Here is a 16969-nt window from a genome sequence, read left to right on the forward strand (position 1 = left end):
CCCGGAGCCCCGGCAACCGAACAACAAAGATGTGATGTAGTTCACAGAATTGTCGTGTTGCGGCAAGTAGTATCAGGATTCGCCATGTATCAACCCCGGGGCGCGATGCATGGTTTAATGAAAAGTAGGAACACTCATACGGAGATATCTCAATGCCTACAGTTTCAAATGAAGTTCAAATCAGCGGTCTTTATGCTGCGTTCTTTGATCGCGCACCAGACTGGGAAGGCCTGCAGAACTGGCTGGCCAAATTTGCCACCGAAGGTGCCACACTCAAGACCATTGCAGCCGGCTTCGCCGAGCATGAAGTGTTCCAAAGCACCTATGGCGGCATGAGTGACACCGACTTTGTCAACGCCATTTACCAGAACATGCTGGGTGGTGCTGGCGATGCCCAGGGTGTACAGGACTGGGTCAACTACCTGGCTGCCGGCAACAGCCGCGCCGACATGGTTGCAGAGTTTGTTCAGTCAGCTCTGACCATCGATCTGGACGACCTGCTGGCTACCGGTCGCCTGACACAAGCCGAGTACGACGCTGCCGCTCAGCGCCAGGCACTGATCACCAACAAGGCCACCGTTGGTTACAACTTTGCCAACACCTTGCGCGAAGACTCCAATGTAACCTCCTTTGGCCTGGCAGTTGAACAGGACCCGGCTTACCTGGCTTCCATCAAAGCGCTGGCCAATGTAGACGCAACGGCTGAAAGCGTTGAAGCAGCAAATGCTTTTATCGTCAGTGCCGCTCTGTCTTCTAACCCGACCGGCTACATCAACAACAACGAGCCGAGCAATGCCGAAGTTGTAGGCCAGACCTTCACGCTCACCACAGGCTCCGATGTTCCGGACAGCACAGCCAACAATGATACCTACACCGCTACAGATACAACTCTGACCGCTGGCGACGCCATCAACGGTGGTGAAGGTAATGACACCCTCAACTACTCTGTGGCAACAGAAGGCGACACTAACGAAGCTGCCTTCACCATGGACAGCGTTGAAGTACTGAACGTTACAAACGACTCTGTCGCTGATGGCGGCGAAACAGGCCAGGTTACGTTTGACCTGTCAGGCACCACCGGCCTGGAAACCGTGCGCGCAGACAACTCAACCAACAGCGTTGTATTCAACTACATTCAGTCGCTGAATAGCGACGACACCAACGAAGTTGAAATCGACAACCTGACCAATATTACTGCCAATGCTGGTGCGTACTACGCTGCCGCAGCAGTTACCGGAACGTCTGATACGGTTAACCTGGAAGTTAACTCAACGGCGATGGGGACTCTGACCGTAGGCCAGATCTCTAATACAGCCGTACAGACCGCAACCGGTATCGAGACCATCGCAATCAATGCGACCGGCGCAGCAACCACCATCACCAGGCTGAATTCTGACATCACCACTCTGGAAGTGACCGGTGATCAGGATCTGACCATCGCCACCGCACTGAACAACAACGGAACTGTATCCACCATTGATGCAGATACCTTTGCAGGTGACCTGACCCTGACGACCGGTTCCGAAGCGATGGACGTAACGGTCGACACCGGCGCTGGAGATGACAACATCACTGTCAACTCATCTGAAGACGTCACAGCCAACCTGGGTGAAGGTGATAATACCTTTGTTGCAGATCAGGCGGATAACGCTGTAACCGTTGATGTTGTAACCGTAACATCCGGTGCAGGTAATGATGACATCACAACCGGCATGGGTAACGACGATGTTACTTCCGGCGCTGGCGACGATACCGTTCGTGTAGGCACCGGGACCGATACGGTCAACCTCGGCGCAGGCAACGACACCGTGACTCTGGGAGATGACCTCTCCTCTGACGACACTGTCATTGGTGGCGAAGGTGAGGACTCTCTCCGCACTAGCGATATCGCAGACGTCAATGATAACGACGGTGTTGACGGAAATGGCGACTTCACCAACGTTTCTGAGATGGAAGAGCTGGTATTTACCACCTCAACCAACGGTACTCTGGATGCCGGCGATGACGTTGATGCGGCAGCGAACAGCGACAACCTGAACGGCTCGGGCATTCACACTGTCACGTTCGAAGACGGCCTGAATGGCAATGCGCTGATCTCCGATGTTACGGAAGTAACAACTGTTAACCTGGAAGACGCCTCTGGCAGCAACCTTGATGGCAACGATGATTTTGAAATCAATCGCCTGACGGACGGCACCGAAGATGCGATCAACGTCAATGTTCTGTTGAATGGTGGATTCGACGCTTCGTTCAACAACATGACGCTGGATGACTATGAAACCATCAACCTGGATGTAACAGATTCCGACACATCTGCCCTGACAGGTGGCGGTGCCAACACGGTTACCATCGCTGATCTGAACGCTGCAGACCTGAACGATGCGACTCTGAACATCACCGGAAATGCAGATCTGACCATCACCAACCTGAACACTACTGCGGGTCAGGACATTGCGATTGACGCAACTGGCACAACCGGCAGTGTTACCATCGAAAACTCGACCATCGCAGCAGGGGACATGACCTTCACTGCGGGCGACATTGATGTTTCTATCGATGCGGGTGACGATCGCGACTTCGGTGGTGATGACTCAATCACCGTTGGAACCGGCGATCACTACATCAACGCGGGTAATGGCGACAACGTCATTGTTGCTGGCGATAACGCCGATATCGCTGATCACAGTGAGATCATCACTGGTACTGGCGATGACAACATCACCGTAGGCAACGGAAACGGTACGACGGCCCCGAACGGCAACGAAGGTTTCGACATCGATGCAGGTGCGGGTGCTGACGTAATTACTTCCGGCGCTGGTGATGACATCATCGTAGCTGGCACCGGTAACGACACTGTGTCTGCAGGTGCAGGTGATGACCGCATTATTGCAGGTACAGGCGCGACCATCCTGGAAGGTGTAGACACTCTGGACGGTGGTGCAGGTAACGATACCTTTGAATTTACTTACAGCACCGTCGAAGCCACTCAGGGCTTGACCTCTGCTGATACCATCATTGGTGGAGACGGCACAGACACCGTCAAAATCACTACCTCCCTGGCAGGGGAAACCATTGTAGATGACATCTTCTACAACTGGTCTTCTGTTGAAGTGCTGGATGTTTCCGACACCACAGACAACGCGGGCGTGACCATCAATGCCATTGCTGATGCCGCTGGCCTCACTACCATTGTGACCAACGCAGCAGATGACAGCGATGACACTATCAACGTGGGCGAAGGCTTTGATAACGCCCTGACCATCCAGCTTGGCGACGGTGATGACACCATTAACGCTGCCACTGCTCCGGGCGCTATCCGTGTCGAAATCACTGACGGAAACCTGACGGCCGCTGACAACCTGACAGCGGGCACCAGCACATCTGACGTACTGGCTATTGAAGCAAATGACGGCGTTGCCACGGTCGATGCTGATGAATTCGAGTCCATCGTCATCGTCGATGGCACTGACAGCGGTCTGGATGCAGACCTGTTCGGTGACCAGGATACCACCGTCATTCTGACCGATGGTGTTGTCAACGCAGGACAAACCTTTGTGGTTGATGCCACAGCACTGCAAGATGCCGATGCAGGCATGACACTGGATGCAACTGCTGAAACCGACGGCATGCTCGACGTGCGCGGTGGTGAAGGCAACGATGTTGTTCTGGGTGGCGCGGGTGCCGACCTGATCGCCGGTAACGGTGGTAACGATACCCTGTACGGCTACGCGGGCAACGACAGCATCACGGGTGGAGAAGGCAACGACCTGATTAAATCAGGCGCCGGTGCTGATACCGTCGATGGCGGTGCAGGTGATGACATCATCACTGGTGGTACTCAGGCAGACAGCCTGACCGGTGGTGAAGGTGCAGACTTCTTCCGCTACGATGCGCTGGAAGACTCCAACAGCACCAACACCGACACCATCACTGACTTCGTCAGCGGTGAAGATAAAGTTGAGATTCTGGATAGCATCCTGACTGGCGCACTGAACTTTGCCGGCAACGCGGCTGATTTCGGTACTGCACAGGGCAACACCACTGACGGTGACGGCCAGATCGACTATGTCTTCCAGCAGGACAACAACACCCTGTGGGTGGACCTGAACGACGACGGCACGCTCAACGCCGACGATCTGCAGATCAAACTGGACGGTGTTTCCGCTATCGCCGCTGGCGATGTGGAAGACTATGCACCTGCGGCTGACACTATTACTATCAACAACAACTCTGTCTCCCCGGCCTCCAGCCTGGTGGGCACCAACATTGTTGGTGGTGACGGCACATCTACCCTGACCTTCCAGGGCACCAACGACATCACCGGCAACACGCTGGTCAGCGTTGAAGATGCTGTTTTCGCGGGCGGTTCCGACAACACGCTGACAGCGTCTCAGTTCGATGGATTTGACAGTGTCACCTATGCCGCAGGCGGCATCTCACTGACTCTGACCGGCGGTACGCACAGCTTCAGCGCTGCTGATGAAGTGGATGATGTAACCCTGGTAGGTGGCTCTTCCGTCTCACTGCTGGAAAATGCAGACCTGGACGTTACCACCTCCAACGCCGGTGACTCGCTGGTCAACACCGATCAGGATATCGACGGCACCTACGACATGCAGGGCGCTGACGATACACTTAACCTGATTGGTAGCCCGCGTGATATCAGCGGTGCCACGGGTCTGGAAACATTCGAAAATCTGGCCTTCAACGGTGATCTGACGATGACCGCAGCCCAGTTCGATGGTTTCGAGGACATCAACAAGAACCTGGCTGGTACTAACGACATCACGTTGACCACTGCCACGACGACTGCCACCATTGACGCCACCAATGATGACGCGATCGACAGTCTGGAGTTGGCCGCAGGCACCAACGTGGTGACCATTGAGGTATCCTCCGATGTGGATATCACAGAAACGGGAGCAGGTGAAACCACACTTGATATTGCGGGTACTTATACCGGTACATTTACGGATTCCGCAACAGCCGACAAGGTGATTCTGCAGAATGGCGCCAACATCTCCGGTGCCACTGGCCTGGAAACCGGCGATGCGACCCTGCTTGGCAACGCCACCATGGACGATGCACAGCATGACTCCTACCAGGGTGGTACGCTGACCGCTACAGGTGGTGCCAACACCATCACGATTACCGATGCGGTAAGCGGCACAGCCCACGCGGCTGTCGAGAGCTACGTGTTCCAGACCAGCGGTTCATTCGATGTAACTGCAAACACCGACGTTAACCTGAGCGGTGCAGCATCGGCGGATATCGCGGTAACAGCGGGCGGTAACACCATCAGTGGTACTTACGCGCTGGCGGGAAGCAGCGATTCACTGATCGTGGCGAACGGTGCTAACATCACCGGTATTAACGGGGGCACAGCCACTACGGCTGAAACGCTTAATATGTCTGCTGTCGAAGTAATGGACATTACTATGACTGCGGCTCAGCATGATGCTTTCACCACCATCAGCCAGAATGGTAGTGATGACACTATCACCTTCACCGCTACCGGTGGTGATACCTCGGTACAAGGTCGAGCTGGTATCGACACTTACTACATCAACGGCTTGGGCTCTTTCACATTCACGGTGGGCGATGCTGATCAGAATGTTGAAGAAGACAGCACCAGCACTAACCTGATCTTCAACAACGCTATTGCGGCTGCCTACACCGGTAACTACAGCGAAATTGGCGAGACCGGCGATGTCTACACCTTTGTAGGCGGAGTCGATGTATCTGGCGCCACTCTGTCTGAAAACTCTAACGTATTCCTGAGCTTCAACGATCAGGCACAGACAGTGACTCTGACACGTGACCAGCACGAAGCCCACTCAACTCTGACGAACACCACCGGTGTACAGACGATTGACGTGGATACTGTAGGTGCCGTAACGGCTCGTGTCGGTATCGAAGCCTACGTCATTGACGACGCAGCCAATACGCTGACGGTTAACGCTTCCCAGACCGACGTTAATGTCGATTCTGATGATGTCAACGCTGATACCATCGTAGTCGGCGGCCTGACCGTAACCGGTGATTACACTGTCGATGCTGCTGATACAGTAGAGGTAACTGACGGTGCTAACCTGACTGGCGTGAACAGCGGCGGCGCTATTGCGGGTCTGCTTGACCTGACTGGTGGCGTAACCACCACTGTGGCTCAGTACAATGCCTACGATACTGCGGGCATTACTGCAGGAGGTACCGCGGACAGCGTGACTCTGTCGGATGCGGGCACTGTTACTGCTAACGACGCAGTAGAAAGCTACGTCCTGGCAACCGGTGTCAATCAGATCACCTTTGACGGTGCTGATGCTGTCCGTGCAGACCAGTCAGTTCAGCTGAGCACAGATGCCGACACGGTTGTTATCACCAATGCCACTGTCGACGACGGTGTGGATGCTTCGGTTTCCATCACCAACTTCGGCACTGGCGACGTGATCAACACTGGCGCCTCTGACGGCATCTTCTACAATAACTACGCTGGCACAGCCGCTCAGGCGGTTGATTCTGGTGCAATTATTGAGATTGATGCAGCTGAGTTCCAGGCGGGTGTACCGACCAATACAGCTAATGTGCTGGCTTGGCTGACGGCAGCTGGCGTTACCAGCAACACTGGTGCTGGTGGTGAGCTCGCAACTGTCATCGCCTACAATGGCGCCGGCTCCGCTGCTCTGTACCACATTGAAAACACCAACGCTGGTGCTGACGCATTTGACACTATAGAACTAATCGGTATCGTTGATGCCGCTGATAACAGCTTCATCGGTGCCAACTTCGCGTAATCCTTTCGTCTGAAAGAATGCATCTCCCGGTTCGCCGGGGGATGTAGCGGGCAATATAAAACCCCCACTGCTCCGGCAGTGGGGGTTTTTTCGTTATAATGCACCAACCTCAAGCAGCAAACTCCAGGATGGACCTGTACAATGACCGACTCATCAGACGCTGCCATCGCCCAGGCACTTCAGGCACTGACGAATGGCAACGTCGAAATGGCCGCCACATATGCACGTAACCTGTTGCAGACAGCGCCGGCAAACCCTCACGCCTGGCGTATCTTGGGCGCAGCGCTGTTCAGGCTTAACGAGCCGGAGCCCGCTATCGAGGCCACCCGCAAGGCCGTTGAGCTTGCCCCTGACAATATCGAAGCCCATTGCAACCTTGCCTGGCAGTACGCTGTGGCAGGCCAATCATGCGAGTCCGAAGCAGAGTATGCCGCCGCACTTTCACTGGACGCCCGCACCCTCTCGGACCATAACAGTCTGGCCGTCGTCACGTTAATGAGGGGGTTGCTGCCACGAGCCCGTCAGCACCTCCGCGTCATGCTTGCCTTGCGTACACGCCTCCCTTCCCCACCGGCGGCACAGAAAACACACCAGCCCTTCAATCAGGCCGGCTTCTCTGAGTTAATGTGGTATACACTGAGTCAGCTTGCCAACACCGGCTTCCATGCTTTCCCCATGGCAGGTACTCTGCTGGGCCTTGTACGCGAAGGCGGTCTGCTCCCCCATGACAAGGACCTGGACTTTGGCTTACCCTGGCCCGAGATGGATGCAGCCGTCGCATATCTGTCACAAAATGGTTGGCAAGAGCGTCCCAACCCCATGCACTTCATCAACCCTCGTTCACTGGTTCACTCACGCACCGGCCTGATTCTGGACCTGTGCGGCATAGCGGTCGAGAGTCCGGGAAAAGGGCTGATTGGGGGGCTCTGGCGCAAGGATATTCCCGCAGCCTGGCAACGCATTGTTGAGTACCCTGAGCCGCTGGAACTGATCAGGCAGGCAGGCCCCAAAGGGATGTACTGGTCTTTAAAAGAACCAAAGCCCTGGCTTGAAGCGCTATATGGGGACTGGAAAACACCTGACCCTGACTTCGATACGCTGGTGGCTGCCAAAAACCTGCGTAATTTCTCCCTGCTGACTGAATGCTGGGCATACGAGCGAATCAATGGCTATTGGGCTCAGGGTCGCTATCGCAAAGCCCTGGCCACGCTGTCCCATTCCTTGTACTGGCGGCCGGAGGATTCTTTGCTGCTCAGCACCCGGTCCCGGCTGGCAGCCATTTACAGTACACTCTAGGCGCCAGTGCAGGAGTTCCTGCATTCGGGTACTGAAGTATCAACAGGGTTGGCAAGCGTATGTGTGAATTATCGGTTGTGATTCCTGCGGCAGGCATTGGCAGCCGCCTCGGCCAGGGACCGAAAGCCTGGCTTGAAATGGACGCGACTCCCTTGCTGGTATGGGTGGCGCGCAAAGCCTTGCATTTAACCAATGATGTGTGGGCGGCAGTACTGCCGGAAGACTATGCACATGCCGTTGCGCTTTTCCAGCGCCATCACCTGCCTGTCAACCTGATAACCGGTGGTGCCAGTCGTCAGGAAAGTGTACAGCAACTGGTCAACGCCAGCCACGGCAAGTGGGTCATGATTCAGGATGTTGCGCGCCCATTTGCCACCGTGGCACTGTTGCGGAGTGTATTTGATCACGCACGGCTACATGGGGCCGCCGCTGCCTTCCTGCCGCCCGAGGTCCCGGTTGCAGTGCTTGAAGCAGGTATGGTCACGGGATACCATACCGCAGCTGAAGCCCTTGTGTTTCAAGCACCTCAGGCATTCCCCCGCACCGCCCTGAACCGGTTGCTATGTGAAGCTCGGAAGACTGGTACTCACCGCCAGTCAACGGCACAGTTATGGCTGGACGCGGGTCGTGCCATTTATCCTGTGCACGGCGAAAAAACCAATATCAAACTGACGACCCCGGAAGACTGGGTCATAGCTCAGGCTTTAAAGGAATATCTATACCAATGAGTAGCGGCAACCTGACGTCCCCCCAGCAATCTGAGCTTTTCCGCTGGAACAATGCACTTGAGCCCGAGGCATATGCGCATGCAACCTACCAGATTGTGGCACACTGTGACCCCTTAGCTGCCGCTACAGCCATGGCTATGGAACAAAGCGCCTCTACCGTGGCCATTGCCGGCTACGTCAGCCCTGAACAGGTCGAAGATTGGACCATTCGAGTCGTATCGGTCGAACAGGGCAATCAGACAACAACCTCAGACATAAGCTGCTATGGTTTGGCCACCGAGGTCTACCCGAAACATACACGCATCACGCCCTGTACAGTGACACTTGCCATTCCAAAGTTGCTGCTGAATCGTTCGTATGTGCAATGGCTCAACGTGCTCGTGGGCGAACTGCCCCGCTTGGGGTTCCTGTCGGCTTTTCGCTTGACACACGTTACCGGACTGAATGACTGGGGGCCGAATCCTGCATTCGGCATTGCTGGCATCCGTAAAACGCTGGGCATTCAGAAAGGCCCTATTTTGTGTCGCTCCATGCGCCCTGCGGTCGGTTTGGATACGACCACTATGGTACGCCTCAATGAGGCAGTACTGCGCGGAGGCTTTCATTTGGTCAAAGACGACGAACTGATGGTTTTTGAATCTGACTCCGCATTTGAACAACACGTTAAGGCAATGGTCGACTGTCGCGATCGTATTCAAAATGAATGCCAGGAGCGCAAAGGGTACCTGGCTACCCTGATCTGTGACCCCGAAGAGCTGGAGCGCCGCTGGGAGATCTGCTGTGAGCAGGGTGTAGATGGCGTGCTCATTGCTCCCTTCATTCAAGGCATAGGCACGCTTGCACAGATGGCAGCACGCAAAACATTACCCATCCTGGCACATAATACGGGTGCAGAAACGCTGACCCGTCACCCACATTGGGGAATGGCTGAGGCAGTGTGGAACACACTCATTCGACACGCAGGGGCCGACTGGCTGGTCACCAGCGGAGGGTTCGGTGAGTGCTCCCCACCGACTCCTGAAGAGCAGGTCACTTTGTCGGCCATGCAGTCACCAACATCCAGTCCAGACTCCATGCCAATCCTGCAGGGCGGAAAATGCCCTGAAGGGCTCGAACGATATACCCACTGTGTGGGTAACGACGACTATATGCTCATTGTCGCCAGTTGGGTGGATGGCCACCCACAGGGCCTGGAAACAGCAGCACGCATATTCAGGGAGAGTCTTGGCCGGCTGGCTTAGTCACTATTTGTATTCTTTACAATCAAATACAGTATTAAGGACTATTGAGCCTTTGCCTTACTGGGCATGGCCGTTAATCTCGCTGCGGTTACGACAACAGGCACGGGCAGACGCCGTTGATTTTGTCGCCTATAGTCCGTTAGTATCTCTGCTTTAAGTTTTACAGTCATTACTTGAAATGGTCAGCGGCGAGCAACGGCGGCACAAGCACGGCTCTGATTGCCATTGCGCCACTTCTACTGGCTACGGATATCACAAGGTCCTTTACCGACCAGTGTAGCAGGGCTTTTCTTATAGTTGCGAGCAGTCACTGAGCACTTGAATACTCAGCAGCCTGTTCCAAGCACATACAATATTAAGCAAACAAAAGGAAAACCGATGGCGACTATCACCATTGATGACAAAGAGTATAACCTGGAAGACCTGAGCGAAAACGCCCGCGCTCAGATCGGATCGATGCGCGTAGCTGATCAGGAAATCGCCTCACTGCAGTCCAAGATGGCACTGGCCCAGACCGCCCGTAATGCTTATGCGCGCCAGCTGGCCGCCAGCCTGCCGGAGAAGGAAGCGACCGCCAACAAGAAGAAAGATGTCATCACGATTGATGGCAAGAAATACAACGCTGCAGATTTCACCGATAACGCGAAGCAGCAGATTGCAATGTTGCGCCGGTGTGATCAGAAACTGGCAACTCTTCAGGCTGAAAACGCCATAGCACAGACCGCCCGTAACGCTTATGCCGCAGCGTTAAAAGCAGCACTGGCTGGATAAGAGTTCACTGTAGCAGTTGATCTGGCGCAATCACCCAAAACCCTACTGAAGCGTTTCAGTAGGGCTTTACTCAAACTGGCGCCGAAAGCCGGTATTCTCTGGGCAAGCCCATAACAGCATCTGTTCCCCCATCTTTGACCCGCTTTCAACGATAGAGAGCTCCAATGCCAAAGTATCAACCCATTACCAAAACCAGCTTTGCTCATCTCAAATGGCAGCCGTGTAAAGATTTCCGTTTTGCCGCCAAAGACAACCTTGTGCCCCTAGTGGCACAAGAGCTGCCGACTGCTTGTATAAACCGCCCTATCGCTTTTATAAAGCTCGGTGACAATTTTGTCCCGGCTGCTATTCAGTCCCTGCAACCAGGCCTGAATCTTCATGTCGGTACAGATGGGCAGTGGTTGATACCCTATATTCCTGCACTTTACAGAGGCTACCCCTTCCTACTGTTGCAAACCAAAGAAGAGCAGCAGGTATTGTGCGTAGATACCGACAGCGGTTTGATCAGTGAGCAGGGAGAACATCGCTTTTTTGAGGACGATGGCCAACCCACAGCGGCAGTCAACGAGGTGGTTGAGTTTCTAAAACAGGTTCAGCATAACCGCGAGCTGACTAAGCGCCTGTGTACTGCACTGGACGCGGAGGGGCTGATTGTCCCCTGGTCGATCAAGGTCAAAGACGCCTCGGGACAAGAGCACCCCGTTCAAGGCCTGTTCCGGGTCGATGAGGCCCGGTTCAACGCCCTGGATGGGGAGGCGGCTGCCCGGCTGCATCAGTCCGGGGCCTTACCGGTTGTATACTGCCAGTTGATCTCCATGCAGCACATGCAGGTGCTCGCACGGCTGGCGGAGTCGCGGACTCAGCAAGCTAACACCGAAGCGCCTGCCGAGGTGGATATCGAGGCCATGTTTGGTGGCGGGGATGATACCTTGAAGTTTGATTTTTAAGCCCAGCCGGTTAACAGGTGCTGCCGGCTCAACATCGTCTGGTATGTCCCTGTCTTATTCTTACGCTCCTCAATCAAGGCAGTCGTTCACAATGTCCCAGCAGAGCACATACCCATTATGTCAGCAGTTCTCCGTGGGCTACAGCGCCTATGAAGATAGATTGATGCTAACCGCTGAGTTACCTAAGACGGGTCATACCACCCTACTGTTGACGCGGCGCATGGTGCTACTGGTACTTAAACAGATATTGAGCAAGCTGCCGGCCTTGACCGGCCTTGAGCAAACACCCGTGGCGTACTGGCAGGAGGTACTGCACCTGGCCCATCAACAGGCGATGCAGCGTCGTGCAACCGAGACTAAGGCCCAGCCGAATGCATCAGATGATGCCGAGGACACTGACGCCGACCGCCCTGACCATTCAGAGGGCCAGGACAATATTGAGCCTCAGCAAAAGCCCCCTACCCGCCTTTATATAGCCACGGAACTGACCACACAGCTGGACAGCGACCGATTGAAACTGGCGTTTAAGGGCCTGCCGGTGCCGGATGCGATGCAGACTCCCTGTCCGCATGTGCCCGTGTTGGCAGTATCGCTGGAAGCCAATCATGTTCACCAGGTGATCCAGCTGCTGATCACTCAAGCGACGAATGCGATGTGGCACCTGCCGGTCGAGCTGCCCTGGCTGGAGACACCCAGTGACGCGCCGGTTACCCAAACACTGTCACACTGAGGTTGTCAAATGATCCGCTTTCTGATTCTGTTTTCTGCCGCTCTGGTATTATCAGGCTGCTGTGGCGTTCCGTTTGTGCCCGGTATTTAAGCTTTTCTGGCCTATTAGGCGCTTGCAGCCCCCTCAAGCCTCATGCCGCCCTGCAGCAGCCCCCGATCACTCACCCGGCAGGGCGAGTCACCCGCGACTCCACTTCTTCACCGTATCGGGGGAACGGTCCAGCAGTTTGGGCAGCTCACTTAATAGTTGATGCTCTTTTGCCCTGCTTGCCAGTTCCTTTCTTGCAGCCATGATTTCATCACTGCGCTTGCGGCTACGCAGGCCATCGAGAGTAACATCGAAGCGTTCACAAACCTCATGAACCAACCCCTGCAGGGTTTGAGTTAGGCGAGGATCGGATGCATCCTGGTCCGAACGTCCACTTGAACCCACGCCTGATCCTCGAAGCAAGCCAAGACAAGATGAATGATGGTCATGCAATATAGTGCCCAGCTCTGCAGAAAGTGTCTTCTGACTCAATTTAGACAGATCTGTGCATACCAAGAATTGCGCCTGCTTTAGGCTACCTGCCCCGCTTTTAAAATTCAGCGTTATCGGCTCAAGCACCTCCAGCGTTTGCAACTCCTGCATCAGTGGTGCAGTCTGCTCAAAAGCACGTTCGATTGGCTGCAAGTGCTGCATAATGGTACGCAGACGTTGTGTGGGCTTGCCTTTGGAGGTAATAATTTTCTCACCGCTGCCCGCAAAGTGAGGAGCATCCGGGTAGACCGCCAGACTGGCCTTGCCCTGCTGCCGAATAAAGCCAAACGGGTAAAGTCGCAGCACATCCGGTAGCGCGCTGCCCTGCCAGTTCATCTGCACCCCGATTGCCGATGCATGATTTGATTTCAGCAGCATACAGGGCATCACGCCCCCGTCCGGAAGCTGATAAAACAGAACCGGAAAATGCCGCGATAGCCGCCCCACCTCTTTATAGTGCACAGGGACAAAGAGCCAGTCCGCTGCAAACGCAAAGTTATTCGCGACATGAAACTTCAAGTGTCGATGCCGCTCAAGTGACAGAACTTCGACACGTCCGGGGTTGGGCTTATTGTTTTCCGGCATAAATCAGTCCGTGGTGATACCAGCTATCGGGTCATTTATCGGACCGACAGAATAACGACTGACAAAAAGCTAGTCCAGTGGGTAGGATGTACGAAACCAGAGGTTACAGGCCCACTTTTCGCCCTCTATAACTGGCAAGCCACCATGCAGACTATCAGGGTGACGCTGCAAGCTGTTTTGATGCACATTAGAGAAGAACACCAAGCGACCTTGCTCTGCTTCAACCATCAAATCCAGCTTGGGAAAAGCAGTTTCTCCCCCGGACTTGACCGTATTAAGGTAGCAAAGCGCCGTCAGGACACGCTGCCCCTTTTTCAGGCAACGCCTGCCTCTTTCCGTATTTGGGTCCCAGCCATCGTAGTGAGGTGCGTACTCTTGACCCTGAGCGTAATAAATGACTTGCAGGGATTCCGCCATACTCAGCGACAGACCGGCCCATCGGCTGATACGTCGGCAAACCGCTTCAACCACTGGGTCAGCGTTATGCTTAAGCCAACAATTGCTGCCAGAGCGTCTCGCACTCAGAACACCGGCCTTACCTGCACTGACGCGTGCCCGCTGCATCAGCGGCCTGGCCAGATTGATCAGGTGAGTGCATTCATCCGGGCTCAAACCTGCATCAAGCACTTCTATTCGTGGCTCTTGACTCAATACTAGAGGATGGGACATTGCAGTCATCGCACTTTCACCATAAATCCCCCCACACAATGAATGAAAAAAGACCCAGCTTGAAGCTGGGCCTTTGATATTTAAATCACTCGATATTGTTATTGTCAGGTGGTGTAGCTACCAAATTATCCAACGACATCGGGTCCATATCTGGATAAGCACCGTCTCCGCTGGTATCAATTGCAACCTGGAAACTGCCTCCGTGCGAATCGCCATCACCATCGGTTACACCGATGCCGAAGTCCAATATCACATCCGTGGAGTTGTACTGGATCACATCGGCGCTCATGGAAATGACCTTGTAGCTTGAGCCAAAGTCACCTTGTTCATCCACATGGCTTAGGATCACAATTTGATCATAACCATCTCCCGGTATGTTGATGGTAAATTCGCCGCTCTCGTTACCCGCCTGGGCTGCCACAGCCTGAGGTGATGCATCAATCGGCTGACCATCATTGTAACGCTGGTAATAGAAGGTATCGCCTTGCCCTGTACTGGAGAAATTACCGATCGTAAAACTCACATTGTCGAACTCTTGCCCAGCATCCAGACGATAGGTTATCGCCTCGCCGTATTCATCAACCTGAGTGTTATCGACCCCGTAACCATCCTGAGAGGGGTTGGTATTTGCCGCAATGTCCCCGCCGCTACTTGAAAGATAGACGGTCACACCATTCTGGGTGATTGCAGTCTCGCCGCCAATTGGCGTACCAGCATCAATCATTGAGGCGTTAATAGTAACCTCTGCCTCAACAACTGGGGCCTGAAGCATTTGATCCAGCGTCAACGTGTATCCATCACCATCACTGTCAGCGCTCAGGAGGAATACCCTCTCTCCATCCTCGTCAACTGCTTCCAGACTGCCGTTCTCCAGGGATTGGTAACTCACACTTTCGCCATCCGCGGTCTTGAGCCAGCTCGGAGCAGAACCAGTGAATACGAGACTGGCAAGCTCATCTGCACCTTCGTCTACACTCAGGGCTCCGACCGCTACACCTTCTTCCACTTGGCTGTTGGACAAGTCAGTAATTTCAATAATGTCATCAACGACTTTTATTCCAACAGTCCCTTCTGCCGTATCATCTGCGTCGGTTGAGCCGATCACCGTGATGCTACCCAAGTCCATTAGGTTATAGCCGGCAATATCAGCATGATCCAGGTTGTCACTGAGCTCAGCGGTGACCTGAACGTTACCGGTGCTGCCCGCGGCAATGGTAGCGCTCACCAGGGTCAGTGTAACAACAGGGCTTCCGTTGACTGATCCTGTTACTTGGGTTTCGCTATCCCAATTCCAGCTAAGCCCACCGGCTGTCGACAGCCCGTTAAGATCGCTGCTGAACGCAAAGCCTGTGAGGTCATCAGAGCCGGCCGTGAATGCCAAACCATCCGAGTGTGTATCGGGAATGTCACTTTCATCCACCTGCAAGGGTATGTCATCTCCACCCACCGGAGTCACATACCCTGGTTCCGGCTCAGGTACTGGAGTGCTCGAAGAAGGGTTAATCACAACAGCGACCGGATCACTGGGAAGCCCTTCCTCATCTATCACCTGGTAGTTGAACTCCACCGGAGCGACCGGCTCGTAAGTAATTCCACCGATAAAGTAATCACTGGAGTCATTCTCGCGATCACTTTCACCTGCGTATGGTTCAGCACTAAAGCGCAGTTGGTCGGTTACAAGGCTACCAAGATCAAAGCTGCCTGCATTGCTACCTGCAGCATTACCTGTGCCAAGCGCAACAGGGGTTAGCGTAATATCAGCCGCACCGTCGACATTTGAGAATGTAAACGACCCAACCAGGTTACCATCCAAATACGCCTCAACCTTACCCACTTCACCTTCGCCTTGTATCAGGTGAGTAATGTCAATGTTGGTTATCCTCGCAGCCTGCTCAAAATCAACAATCAGAACTTCAGCCTGATCTGTGGTTGAATCATACCCAAGCTGTGCAGCTGGACCACCGGTAGTGCCAATTACACCAATACCATCGTTTGCATTAAACGAAACGACAGACTCTTCGCCCGACTGAGTTCTGGCGTATATATTAACGCCCTCTTGTTCCCAACTGGACTCTATGCCAGCCGCCGTGTAGTTGCCTCCAACTGTTTTGCTACTCCCGGTCAATACTTGTTCATGGGTAGCGACCCAATAAACCGCATCTGCAGTATCAATAAGGCTACTGCCTTCATTCAAGTTAGTCATATTCAACTCAGTGAATACGCCATCCTGCTCAATGAAGAGAGAGCCATAAGCCGGCAAACTTGTGACATCAAATGCCAAAGCACTCTCAGCCGTTTCATTATCTATGCCGCCAAGATCTGCGGGATCCTGCAAATCATTCTCAGGTCCAACTCCATCCAGCCCACCACCAACATCGAGCTTTTTGAAGAATGCAATACCTTCGACAGGGAAATCATCAGGAACCATATCAGAGTCCTGATTTGAAGCTGTCAGCACTGGATCAGCCTGTGGAGGTTGATTTTCGGGTCCTACGGTCACGGTTACCGTCGCCGTATCTTCCGCGCCTTCCGAGTCTGTCACCGTGTAGGTAAAGGTGTCTTCACCGCTGAAGCCTTCATCTGGCGTGTAGGTCAGGCTGCCATCCGGGTTCTGAGTCACTGTGCCATTGGATGGGTCAGTGAAGTTTGCCACCGTCTGTGTATGACCTTCCGGGTCCGTATCATTGTCCAG

The 16969-nt window shown here is 54.1% G+C and carries 10 protein-coding genes; 7 read left to right on the top strand and 3 right to left on the bottom strand.

What is annotated here, in order from left to right:
• Nucleotides 1–152: 152 nt before the first annotated feature.
• From H9C73_RS13400 to H9C73_RS13430, 7 genes are all read left to right on the top strand, one after another.
• Nucleotides 153–6791 carry a DUF4214 domain-containing protein gene (locus H9C73_RS13400; RefSeq protein ID WP_209288409.1) on the top strand — a complete coding sequence of 2213 codons (6639 nt, stop codon included), beginning with the start codon at nt 153–155 and terminating at the stop codon, nt 6789–6791.
• 141 nt (nt 6792–6932) lie between these two features.
• Nucleotides 6933–8087, top strand: coding sequence for a tetratricopeptide repeat protein (locus H9C73_RS13405; RefSeq protein WP_209288410.1), 1155 nt, complete (start codon nt 6933–6935; stop codon nt 8085–8087).
• A 59-nt stretch (nt 8088–8146) separates the two neighbouring features.
• Entirely contained in the window at nt 8147–8815 is a 669-nt protein-coding gene (locus H9C73_RS13410; protein ID WP_209288411.1) for an IspD/TarI family cytidylyltransferase, read from the top strand.
• Complete coding sequence (locus H9C73_RS13415) at nt 8812–10056, top strand: RuBisCO large subunit C-terminal-like domain-containing protein (RefSeq protein ID WP_209288412.1); 1245 nt, start codon at nt 8812–8814, stop codon at nt 10054–10056. Before H9C73_RS13410 ends, H9C73_RS13415 begins: the two co-directional genes overlap by 4 nt.
• A 318-nt stretch (nt 10057–10374) precedes the next feature.
• The gene (locus H9C73_RS16150) at nt 10375–10827 is read left to right on the top strand and encodes a DUF6447 family protein (RefSeq protein WP_236014281.1); all 453 of its coding nucleotides are present in this window, start codon (nt 10375–10377) and stop codon (nt 10825–10827) included.
• Between the two features lie 164 nt (nt 10828–10991).
• Complete coding sequence (locus H9C73_RS13425; protein ID WP_209288413.1) at nt 10992–11774, top strand: SapC family protein; 783 nt, start codon at nt 10992–10994, stop codon at nt 11772–11774.
• A gap of 220 nt (nt 11775–11994) precedes the next feature.
• Nucleotides 11995–12504 carry a hypothetical protein gene (locus H9C73_RS13430; RefSeq protein WP_209288414.1) on the top strand — a complete coding sequence of 170 codons (510 nt, stop codon included), beginning with the start codon at nt 11995–11997 and terminating at the stop codon, nt 12502–12504.
• A 177-nt stretch (nt 12505–12681) separates the two neighbouring features.
• Here the strand turns inward: H9C73_RS13430 and H9C73_RS13435 are convergent, their stop codons facing one another.
• From H9C73_RS13435 to H9C73_RS13445, 3 genes are all read right to left on the bottom strand, one after another.
• Nucleotides 12682–13608: a SapC family protein gene (locus H9C73_RS13435; RefSeq protein ID WP_209288415.1), complete on the bottom strand. Its 927-nt coding sequence runs from the start codon at nt 13606–13608 to the stop codon at nt 12682–12684.
• A gap of 69 nt (nt 13609–13677) precedes the next feature.
• The gene (locus H9C73_RS13440; RefSeq protein WP_209288416.1) at nt 13678–14286 is read right to left on the bottom strand and encodes a 2OG-Fe(II) oxygenase; all 609 of its coding nucleotides are present in this window, start codon (nt 14284–14286) and stop codon (nt 13678–13680) included.
• A 76-nt stretch (nt 14287–14362) separates the two neighbouring features.
• A partial coding sequence (locus H9C73_RS13445) for a cadherin-like domain-containing protein (protein WP_209288417.1) occupies nt 14363–16969 on the bottom strand: 2607 nt, incomplete at its 5' end.

This window comes from Marinobacterium alkalitolerans, from assembly GCF_017776525.1.
Lineage (GTDB): Bacteria > Pseudomonadota > Gammaproteobacteria > Pseudomonadales > Balneatricaceae > Marinobacterium > Marinobacterium alkalitolerans.

What these genes read in the sequence shown, in the direction of transcription:
- H9C73_RS13400 (WP_209288409.1), top strand. Translation starts at nt 153, where the DNA reads ATGCCTACAGTTTCAAATGAAGTTCAAATCAGCGGTCTTTATGCTGCG.
- H9C73_RS13405 (WP_209288410.1), top strand. Translation starts at nt 6,933, where the DNA reads ATGACCGACTCATCAGACGCTGCCATCGCCCAGGCACTTCAGGCACTG.
- H9C73_RS13410 (WP_209288411.1), top strand. Translation starts at nt 8,147, where the DNA reads ATGTGTGAATTATCGGTTGTGATTCCTGCGGCAGGCATTGGCAGCCGC.
- H9C73_RS13415 (WP_209288412.1), top strand. Translation starts at nt 8,812, where the DNA reads ATGAGTAGCGGCAACCTGACGTCCCCCCAGCAATCTGAGCTTTTCCGC.
- H9C73_RS13425 (WP_209288413.1), top strand. Translation starts at nt 10,992, where the DNA reads ATGCCAAAGTATCAACCCATTACCAAAACCAGCTTTGCTCATCTCAAA.
- H9C73_RS13430 (WP_209288414.1), top strand. Translation starts at nt 11,995, where the DNA reads ATGGTGCTACTGGTACTTAAACAGATATTGAGCAAGCTGCCGGCCTTG.
- H9C73_RS13435 (WP_209288415.1), bottom strand. Translation starts at nt 13,608, where the DNA reads ATGCCGGAAAACAATAAGCCCAACCCCGGACGTGTCGAAGTTCTGTCA.
- H9C73_RS13440 (WP_209288416.1), bottom strand. Translation starts at nt 14,286, where the DNA reads ATGACTGCAATGTCCCATCCTCTAGTATTGAGTCAAGAGCCACGAATA.